General features: G+C 71.0%; 12 protein-coding genes. 9 read left to right on the top strand and 3 right to left on the bottom strand.

What is annotated here, in order from left to right; genetic code table 11:
* Positions 1-6: 6 nt before the first annotated feature.
* On the bottom strand, positions 7-804 hold the full coding sequence (locus tag Q5762_RS34135; RefSeq protein ID WP_315896190.1) for a response regulator transcription factor: 798 nt from the start codon (positions 802-804) through the stop codon (positions 7-9).
* Between the two features lie 283 nt (positions 805-1087).
* Between Q5762_RS34135 and Q5762_RS34140 the strand changes: the two genes are divergently transcribed.
* The 6 genes from Q5762_RS34140 (at position 1088) to Q5762_RS34165 (ending at position 5919) form a co-directional block, all read left to right on the top strand.
* Positions 1088-1891, top strand: a complete 804-nt coding sequence (locus Q5762_RS34140) for an alpha/beta fold hydrolase (RefSeq protein ID WP_315896191.1) — start codon at positions 1088-1090, stop codon at positions 1889-1891.
* Between the two features lie 45 nt (positions 1892-1936).
* Positions 1937-2191, top strand: coding sequence for a MoaD/ThiS family protein (locus Q5762_RS34145; RefSeq protein ID WP_315896192.1), 255 nt, complete (start codon positions 1937-1939; stop codon positions 2189-2191).
* Between the two features lie 10 nt (positions 2192-2201).
* Entirely contained in the window at positions 2202-3308 is a 1107-nt protein-coding gene (locus tag Q5762_RS34150; protein WP_315896193.1) for a hypothetical protein, read from the top strand.
* Positions 3309-3415: 107 nt separating this feature from the next.
* Positions 3416-4105 carry a DUF2993 domain-containing protein gene (locus tag Q5762_RS34155; protein ID WP_315896194.1) on the top strand — a complete coding sequence of 230 codons (690 nt, stop codon included), beginning with the start codon at positions 3416-3418 and terminating at the stop codon, positions 4103-4105.
* A 649-nt stretch (positions 4106-4754) separates the two neighbouring features.
* Positions 4755-5594, top strand: coding sequence for a sulfurtransferase (locus Q5762_RS34160; protein WP_315896195.1), 840 nt, complete (start codon positions 4755-4757; stop codon positions 5592-5594).
* Positions 5595-5631: 37 nt separating this feature from the next.
* Entirely contained in the window at positions 5632-5919 is a 288-nt protein-coding gene (locus Q5762_RS34165) for a DUF1416 domain-containing protein (protein ID WP_017242395.1), read from the top strand.
* 227 nt (positions 5920-6146) lie between these two features.
* Here Q5762_RS34165 and Q5762_RS34170 read toward each other — a convergent pair whose 3' ends face one another.
* Positions 6147-6353 carry a hypothetical protein gene (locus Q5762_RS34170; RefSeq protein WP_315896196.1) on the bottom strand — a complete coding sequence of 69 codons (207 nt, stop codon included), beginning with the start codon at positions 6351-6353 and terminating at the stop codon, positions 6147-6149.
* Complete coding sequence (locus tag Q5762_RS34175) at positions 6350-6517, bottom strand: hypothetical protein (protein ID WP_315896197.1); 168 nt, start codon at positions 6515-6517, stop codon at positions 6350-6352. Before Q5762_RS34175 ends, Q5762_RS34170 begins: the two co-directional genes overlap by 4 nt.
* A 248-nt stretch (positions 6518-6765) precedes the next feature.
* Between Q5762_RS34175 and Q5762_RS34180 the strand changes: the two genes are divergently transcribed.
* The 3 genes from Q5762_RS34180 to Q5762_RS34190 all read left to right on the top strand — a co-directional run.
* Entirely contained in the window at positions 6766-8004 is a 1239-nt protein-coding gene (locus tag Q5762_RS34180; protein WP_315896198.1) for a helix-turn-helix transcriptional regulator, read from the top strand.
* Entirely contained in the window at positions 7995-8507 is a 513-nt protein-coding gene (locus Q5762_RS34185; RefSeq protein WP_315896199.1) for a GNAT family N-acetyltransferase, read from the top strand. The genes Q5762_RS34180 and Q5762_RS34185 overlap by 10 nt, the downstream gene beginning before the upstream one ends.
* 56 nt (positions 8508-8563) lie before the next feature.
* Positions 8564-8819: DUF3099 domain-containing protein (locus Q5762_RS34190; RefSeq protein ID WP_315896200.1), on the top strand; the 256-nt coding region annotated here is incomplete at its 3' end.

The following is an 8819-nucleotide window of genomic DNA, read 5'->3' on the forward strand; positions in this document are numbered from 1 at the left end:
GGTGACCTACCTACCGGCAGGTCGCGCTGTGGCCTCTGCCACGTTCCTGTCCTCCGAGGGGGTGATGTCCCGCGTGGTGGCCTTGACCCGGGCCTCTTCCTTCGCCCGCTCCTCCGCTGCCGCCCGCTCCACCTTCTCGGGGGTGACGAAGCGGTAGCCGACGTTACGGACGGTGCCGATCAGCGACTCGTGCTCGGGTCCGAGCTTGGCGCGAAGTCGCCGTACGTGGACGTCGACCGTACGGGTGCCACCGAAGTAGTCGTACCCCCAGACCTCCTGGAGGAGCTGGGCGCGGGTGAAGACCCGGCCCGGGTGCTGCGCGAGGTACTTCAGGAGCTCGAACTCCTTGAAGGTCAGGTCCAGGACCCGGCCCTTCAGCTTGGCGCTGTACGTCGCCTCGTCCACCGAGAGATCGCCGTTGCGGATCTCCATGGGGGAGTCGTCGGACACGATCTGCTGCCGCCCCATGGCGAGCCGCAGCCGCGCCTCGACCTCGGCGGGACCTGCGGTGTCGAGCAGTACGTCGTCGATGCCCCAGTCGGCGGTGACGGCCGCCAGGCCGCCCTCCGTGACGACGAGGATCAGCGGGCAGCCGGGCCCGGTGGAGCGCAGCAGCTGACAGAGGCTGCGGACCTGGGGGAGGTCGCGCCGGCCGTCGACGAGGATGACGTCCGCGCCGGGGGTGTCCACGAGGGCCGGGCCCTCGGCGGGGGCCACCCGCACGTTGTGCAGCAGCAGGCCGAGTGCGGGGAGCACCTCGGTCGACGGCTGGAGGGCGTTGGTGAGGAGCAGCAGAGAACTCATCGCACCCCACCTGCCGCCCACGGGGTCGACTGGATCGGCTGAGTCGACTGGGTCGGCTGGGCCGCCTGGGTCGTCGGTCGGTCGTGCTCGGTTCGCTCGTCCATGACGTCGGTTCCTCCTCGGTCCCTGCGAGGACTACTGCGGCACTTGCTCACTGCTCGGTCTCACTACCGGCTCTCGCGCCCTGAGAGCTTTTGTTCATCCGTCCGTAACAACGGTCCGGAAACGCAAAAGGACCCGGGGGCTGCATCGCCCGGATCCTCTGCCAAGCAGAATAGCTCACATGAGTTCCGAGGCAGAGGGCCGATTTCACATCGTGGATGTCTCCTCGATCACTTCCGGCTCCCAGCGTGCCACTTTGGTCACCGACGACGGTGTCCGTATCGAAGCTGTTTACGAACCCTGTACGCGCGGGGTCACCGATACGGCCGTCGTCCTGGCCCACGGGTTCACCGGGTCGGCCGACCGGCCCGCCGTGCGCCGCGCCGCCCGCACACTCTCCGCACACGCCGCCGTCGTCACCTTCTCCTTCCGGGGACACGGCCGATCGGGTGGCCGCTCCACCGTCGGCGACCGGGAGGTCCTCGACCTCGCGGCGGCGGTGCGCTGGGCCCGTGAGCTCGGCCACGCGCGCGTGGCGACGGTCGGCTTCTCCATGGGCGGCTCGATCGTCCTGCGCCACGCGGCCCTGGAGCGGGACACCGGCGGTCACGCGGACGCCGTCGCGGCGGTGAGCGCCCCGGCGCGCTGGTACTACCGCGGTACGCCCCCGATGCGCCGCGTCCACTGGGTGATCACCCGCCCGATGGGCCGCCTGGTCGGCCGCTACGGCCTGCGGACGCGCATCGACAACCGGGACTGGGACCCCGTACCGCTGTCGCCGGTCGAGGCGGCCCCGCTGATCGCGCCGACCCCGCTGCTGATCGTGCACGGTGACCGCGACCCGTACTTCCCGCTCGACCACCCGCGGATGCTGGCCGCGGCGGCCGGCTGCGAGCTGTGGCTGGAGCGCGGCATGGGGCACGCCGAGAACGCGGCGGGCGAGGAGCTGCTGCGCCGTCTGGGCGACTGGCTCACGCGCGGATAGCCCATGATGGACAGCGGCGCGCACACGAACGAAGGGAGCGCCGCTATGGCAGCGGGAACCATCCGCTACTGGGCCGCGGCCAAGGCCGCCGCCGGTGTCGCCGAGGAGCCGTACACCGCCGAGAACCTGGCCGAGGCGCTGGACGCCGCCCGCGCGAAGCACCCGGGCGAGCTGGTCCGCGTACTCCAGCGGTGTTCGTTCCTCATCGACGGTGACCCCGTCGGGACCCGCGCGCATGAGACCGTACGCCTTGCCGAGGGCGGCACGGTCGAGGTGCTCCCGCCGTTCGCAGGAGGGTGAACCGCACAGCATGAGCAGCGATCAGCAACAGCCGTACGAGCAGCAGGGCCCGTACGACCCGTACGCCGGGCAGCACCAGCGGCAGCACCAGCAGCAGTACGGGCAGGGGCAGGCGCAGGGGCAGCAGTCGTACGGGTACGAGGACCCTCACGTCACGCAGACGTGGGAGGGCCAGACCTGGGACACGCAGTACCAGCCGGTGGTCCAGGCTCAGCCCCAGCCGCTCGCGGCGGACGCGGCGTACCTGCCGCCGCAGCCGGCGTATCCGCTGCCGCCGGAGGCGTACGAGACCCCCGCGGCCCCGGTGGCGGCGCCCGCCGGGCCCGAGTGGACGTCGCCCACCACCTCCGGTCACACGCGACTGACGGACGCCCAGCGGGCGCGGGCGGAGGGCCGGTCGCCGATCATCGCGCCCGGGCTCCAGCCGGCCGCGCTCACCGCCGCTCTCGGTGTCCTGCTCGCCGGGGGCGCGGCCCTCGGTCCGTACGGGCTGCTCGTCCCGCTCGTGCTGCTCCAGGCCGTCACCGCCGCCGGCTGGTTCCGGCTCAACGGCATGTGGCCGGCTCGGCAGGGCATCGCCCTGGCCTTCGCCGGCGGCCTGGCCGCCGACGTCGCGCTGCTCGCGGCCGGCCGGGAGAACGCGCCCGCCGCGATCATGGGCACGCTCGGCGTCTGGGTGCTGCTCACGCTCGTCCTCCAGCTGCGCAGCCACGCGGATCCCGACGAGCGGATGTACGGGCTGATGGCGACGGTCACCTCGGCCGCGCTGACGATCGTCGCGGCGGGCCACCTCGGCGCCGCGCCGGACGCCGTGGTCGTCGGCGGCCTCGCGGTCGCCGCGGCCGTCGTCGCACGCGCACTGCCGCTGCCGGGCCCGGCCTCGGTCGTCGTGGCCCTTCTCGCCGCCGCGGGCGCCGGGATCGCGGCCGGCGCCCTCACCGACCTGGGCTCCTCCGGGGCCCTGCTCGGCCTCGGGGCCGGGGTGGGCGCGCTGGTCGGCCTGCGGGCCGCGAGCTACGACTACCCGTCGCGCTTCGTGCACATGACCGCCGGTGTGGCCCTCCCGTTGACCCTCGCCGCCCCGGCCGTCTACCTCCTGGGGCGGGCGCTCGCCTGACGGGCCTTCGCCCCTTGGAACAGGCGCTCGGGAACCATCCGGCCCCAGGACACGTCGATCTTCGTGTCGGGGGGCCGGAGTCATTCTTGTTGGGGGGCGAGCAGACCGTGCGAGCACTGCGCGTATTGCTGATTGTGGCCGTCGTGCTCGGCGGGATCTTCGTGGGCGTGGACCGGCTCGCCGTCTCGTACGCCGAGTCCGAGGCCGCCGACCGGGTGCGCCTTGGCCCCGCGCGGGCCGCCTCGACGGACGTCGACATCAAGGGTTTCCCCTTCCTGACCCAGGTCATGGGCAAGCGGCTCGACGAGGTCGAGGTGGTGCTGACCGGCGTCGAGGCCACGGCGGGCGACCGGAAGATCCGGATCAGCGAGATGTCCGCGGCGCTGCGGGACGTGACGGTGAACGACGCGTTCACGAGCGCCCGGGCCCGCTCGGCGACGGGGACGGCGCTGATCTCGTACGCGGACCTGACGGCGGCCGCGGACCGTGACGTGAAGATCGCCTACGGCGGCGACGGCAAGGTGAAGGTCACCGGCGGGATCGAGATCCTCGGCCGCACGGTGACGCGCAGCGTGGTCTCGTCGGTGACGCTGGTCGACGGCGACACGATCAGGGTCCGGGCCGACGCGGTGCCGGGCGAGGGGATCCCGGGCCTGGAGTCCCTGATCCGCCGGCGGACCGACTTCGACCGCGAGATCGGCGGCCTGCCGCCCGGCCTGGAGCTACAGAAGGTCGAGGCCCGCGAGGACGGCGTGGCGATCGCGGTAACGGGCACGGACGTGGCCCTGGCGGGCTGACGGGCAGGGACGGGCCCGGGCGGGCTTGACGGGCTCGGTCGGGCACGGACGGGCACGGGCGTCCCTGGGGGCTGACGGCACCGGTGGCACCCGTACGGCCGGGAGCCCGGAGGCGCGTGGGCCGCGTACGGCGGGAGCCCCGAGGCGTGCGGGCCCCGTACGGCGGGAGCCTGGAGGCGGCGCGGACCACTGTGGGGCGGGCGGGAGGCCGACGACGTCGCCTGGACACCTGTACGGCCACATGGTGAGACACCCGCGTCCGACCCGTAGAAACACCACGCCACCACCCATCCACAACACCCTCGCCACCCCCTTCACCCTCGACCCCGTCCCACATCTCGGACGATCGCGTCTCAAAATACGACACACCGGTGACACGGCCACCTGTCCGTCCCTACGATCGTGGGCATGAAGCGACAGGCGGATCTCACGAAGCGGCGGGCAGTAGACCTGTGCCGCATCGCCGCCATGCTCTGTCGCTCCGTCTGAGCGGGACGTCCGAGTCCCGTATTCCTCAGGCCCTTCGACCTCCGGTCGGGGCCACCCTGTGTAGCCGTACGCACCACGCACCGACGCGTACCCGCACCACCCCGTGCGACACCCGCAGCACCGCATCACACCGCCGAACACTGCCCCGGAGGAGAAACACATGAGCCGCAGCGACGTCCTGGTCGACGCAGACTGGGTCGAGGCGAACCTCGACAACCCGCAGGTGGCCGTCGTCGAGGTCGACGAGGACACCTCGGCGTACGAGAAGAACCACATCCGCAACGCGATCCGGATCGACTGGACCAAGGACCTGCAGGACCCGGTCCGCCGCGACTTCATCGACCAGGAGGGCTTCGAGAAGCTCCTCTCGGCGAAGGGCATCGCGAACGACACCACGGTCGTCCTCTACGGCGGCAACAACAACTGGTTCGCCTCCTACGCCTATTGGTACTTCAAGCTCTACGGCCACCAGGACGTGAAGCTCCTCGACGGCGGCCGCAAGAAGTGGGAGCTCGACTCCCGCGACCTCGTCGCCGAGGTTCCGGCCCGCCCGGCCACCGAGTACAAGGCCAAGGCCCAGGACTCCTCCATCCGCGCGTTCCGCGACGATGTCGTGGCCGCGATCGGCGCCCAGAACCTGGTGGACGTCCGTTCGCCCGACGAGTTCAGCGGCAAGCTGCTGGCCCCGGCGCACCTCCCGCAGGAGCAGTCGCAGCGCCCCGGCCACGTGCCGAGCGCCCGCAACATCCCGTGGTCGAAGAACGCCAACGACGACGGCACCTTCAAGTCGGACGACGAGCTCAAGGCCCTCTACGAGGACGAGCAGGTCGACCTGGCGAAGGACACCATCGCGTACTGCCGTATCGGTGAGCGCTCCGCGCTGACCTGGTTCGTGCTGCACGAGCTGCTCGGCGTCGAGAACGTCAAGAACTACGACGGCTCGTGGACCGAGTACGGCTCCCTCGTGGGTGTGCCGATCGAGCTCGGCGCCAACAAGTAAGACCACCCGGACGCAAACGGACGTAAGGACTCAAGACATGTGTGGAGCCCAGCCCGGCGGCCCCGACGCCTCGACGATCAAGCCCGGTGAGACCACCATCCAGGGCTTCGTGACCAAGGACGGCGAGCCCGTCACCGGTTACGTACGCCTCCTGGACTCGACCGGCGAGTTCACGGCCGAGGTCCCGACCTCCGCCACCGGCCAGTTCCGCTTCTACGCGGCCGAGGGCACGTGGACCGTCCGCGCCCTGGTCCCCGGCGGCACCGCCGACCGCCAGGTCGTGGCCCAGAAGGGCGGCCTCGCGGAGGTCGCGATCGCGGTCTGATTTCCCGACGCGCCCCTCGCACCGCTCGGCGCGGGGGCGCCTCACGGGCTTCGCGCCGCTGCGCCGGCCTCCGGCCGCCGGAGTCCGGCGCAGCGTGAAGCCCCGCCTACCGGCCGAAGGGCCGCACCTTTTCTGGGGGTTGGACGCCGCTCGGAACTTGAGGTGCGGCCCTTCGGTCTTCTCCGTCCGCGCCGGTGGAGTGCGGAAGGCGATCCGTGGACACCGGCTCAGAGGTGAGCGGTCTGGATGTTGTCGGCTGAGGTCGTCCACTCGACGCCACTCTCGGGCCGGATGTGCGCGACCCGGACCGTGCCGTGGCTGTGGAGCTCGTGCGTGACGGCGACGAGAACACCCTCCCCGCGCGAGGCGACGTCGCGGACGCTTGTGTTCAGGAGCGGGTGCTCCTCGTATCCGTCGTGGCCGACAGGGTTCACGTCTTCGTCTCCCGCCAGGTCTCGTTGCGGCGCATGAACTTCTCCCAGCCGCTGGCCGCCCGTACCCGCAGAGCTCGGCTCGGCGCACCCGGCCGGGGCTCCGGCGGCGTGTACGTACGGCCGCTGGCACCAGGGTTCCTGCGTGGCAGTTCGGAGGTTGTCACGTGGTCGCTCCTCTCGGACGGGGCAATAGCGGGCCGCAGTTCGGACGGGGCACGGCGCGGCCCGCGCATCGGCGGGAGCCGCCCGGGGGGTCCTTCGCCCTCCGGGGGCGCATGACAAGTCAACGACCTTGTGGCGGCGGCGGACAGGAAGGGTTGCCGTCGACCTGCTCGCAGCCAACCGGAAGACTTTGCGTCCGTATTACCCGGCGGCTGGTTCGGCCAGTACGGACCTGGCTACGTTCCGTGGCATGGGAGCGAACGTCATCCTCAAAGCCCGGATGGGCGAACTCGGCCTCACACAGGACGAATTAGCACGTCAGATGAATGTCGCCCTCGAAGCGCTCGGGGGTAAGCCGGGTGATGTGTCCGCGCGGACGGTGCGGAATCTGCTCAACGGGAGCACCCGCAGGCCGATCGGTCGCACCTGCGCTGCGTTGGAAGCGGTGTTCGGTTGCCCCGTGTCGGCTTTAGGGTTCGACCCACCACGTACTGCCGCACAAGCGGAGGGCCCAGTGCACCGCCGTACCTTCCTTGTCGCAGCGACCGGGACTGCCGTCGCCGCTGCCACCCCGGCCGGCCGCTCGCAGCTGGGACAGCCCGATGTCGACCGGTTTCACCGGGAGTACACCGAACTGCTGCGCGATGACCGACGCGGCGGAGCGCGGCGGACCGAGAACAAGGCCGTCGAGCTCGCGGCTCGCATCCAGTCCTCGCTCGCCGCCGGCGGCGCCTCGGACCGCGTTCGGCGTCAGATGTACAGGCTCGCATCCGACGTCACGTGCCTGGCGGCCTTCGCCGCCATTGACGCGAGCGCGCCGCAGCGCGCCCGCGCCCACCTGGATACGGCTCTCACCCTCGCCGGCCTCGCGCGCGACAGCGAGACCATGTACCGGGTCTGGGATCATCTGATGCTCACCTCCAGCCAGCGGGAGAACCATGCCGAGGCGGCGGCCGGTGCGGAGGTGATGAAGCGCTCGTCGGTGGCACGGCGTGACCCGTTGTACGCATCGCTGGGGCACATGCGGCACGCCAACGCCTCGGCCAGGCTGCGCCAGCCCGTGGAGTCGCTGCGGGCCTTGAACCTCGCGGAGAGGGCTTTCGGACGGACCCGAGGTGAGCGGCCGCCGGCGTGGATCGCGTTCTACGGCCGGGCCGAGTTCGACGCCCTGTCGTCGTACGTCTGGACGGCGCTCGGGGAGCACGAGCGGGCCGAGTCCTGCCTTCACCGTACCCTCGCCGCCATTCCCGGCGACATGGTCCGCGATACGGCGCTCTACACGGCGCACCTGTCGCTGTGCCAGGCAAGGCAGGGGGAGGTGGCACTGGCGTGCGCAACCGGACGGCAGGCTTACGAAATGCTGCTGCCGGCGTCGGGGTCCCAGCGCGCGACGAACACGCTTGCCAGAACGCGCCAAGTCATCGAGGCCACGGGCACGAAGGCGCCCGAGGTTGTGAGCTGGATCGAGGAGTCACGCCGATGGACCTGAAGTGGTACACGCACGGTGACGCACGGGATGTCCGTTCCCTGCTCCTGGACATACACGATGAGGTGTACGCGGATGATCCCGATCCATTCCACTCGCGGGAGAGGTTCTCGTACTTCGTCGACCTGTGGTCAGGGCGTGAGGACTGGCGGTGCGTTTCCGGGTGGGAGAGCGGTGGGCCGGTCGGGTACGCGTACGGTTCGAAGTTCAAACCGGGCGGCTGGTGGAAGGGAACGGATCGGCCCGGGGGCGTGCGCGGGCGGATCTTCGCCCTGTCCGAGCTGATGGTGGTGCCCCAGTGGCAGGGCACCGGCCGGGCACGGCATATCCATGACGCGCTGGTTCAATCGGCCGACGTCGACTTCGTGACGCTCCTCGTCGACTCCACCCACTCCAGGGTGCAGGCCCTGTACGAGAAGTGGGGCTACGTGAAGCAGGACGAGGCCAAGCCCTCCGACGACTCACCCATGTACGCGGTGATGGTGCGCCCGCTGCGGACCGACTGATCCAGAAGCGACGAAGCCCGGCTGGACTTGGCGCCGGGCGGGCCTACGCTGGACGTATGTACGCGCGTCGGCGGCACGTCTACTTCTGGATGATGGGCGCCTGCATTGCGCTCTTCGTCGGGGCCTGGGCCGTCGTGCGGTTGTTCTCGATGCCCGTGGCCATCGGGATGTGCGTCGTCGCCATGGTCATCCCGCCGGTCGCCGCGATGATCGCGAACCGGCGGGGCCCGGAGGACCGCTGGTGGGACGACCCGTCCGGGGATCCGCAGTCGGACGAGTGGTGGGACGAGCTGGACGGGAAGAAGCGCCGCG

The organism is Streptomyces sp. P9(2023), assembly GCF_032436795.1.
Lineage (GTDB): Bacteria > Actinomycetota > Actinomycetes > Streptomycetales > Streptomycetaceae > Streptomyces.

Excerpts from the sequence above, each read along its gene's own strand:
- Q5762_RS34185 (WP_315896199.1), top strand. The coding sequence starts at position 7,995 with ATGGACCTGAAGTGGTACACGCACGGTGACGCACGGGATGTCCGTTCC.
- Q5762_RS34135 (WP_315896190.1), bottom strand. The coding sequence starts at position 804 with ATGAGTTCTCTGCTGCTCCTCACCAACGCCCTCCAGCCGTCGACCGAG.
- Q5762_RS34180 (WP_315896198.1), top strand. The coding sequence starts at position 6,766 with ATGGGAGCGAACGTCATCCTCAAAGCCCGGATGGGCGAACTCGGCCTC.
- Q5762_RS34140 (WP_315896191.1), top strand. The coding sequence starts at position 1,088 with ATGAGTTCCGAGGCAGAGGGCCGATTTCACATCGTGGATGTCTCCTCG.
- Q5762_RS34165 (WP_017242395.1), top strand. The coding sequence starts at position 5,632 with ATGTGTGGAGCCCAGCCCGGCGGCCCCGACGCCTCGACGATCAAGCCC.
- Q5762_RS34145 (WP_315896192.1), top strand. The coding sequence starts at position 1,937 with ATGGCAGCGGGAACCATCCGCTACTGGGCCGCGGCCAAGGCCGCCGCC.
- Q5762_RS34150 (WP_315896193.1), top strand. The coding sequence starts at position 2,202 with ATGAGCAGCGATCAGCAACAGCCGTACGAGCAGCAGGGCCCGTACGAC.
- Q5762_RS34160 (WP_315896195.1), top strand. The coding sequence starts at position 4,755 with ATGAGCCGCAGCGACGTCCTGGTCGACGCAGACTGGGTCGAGGCGAAC.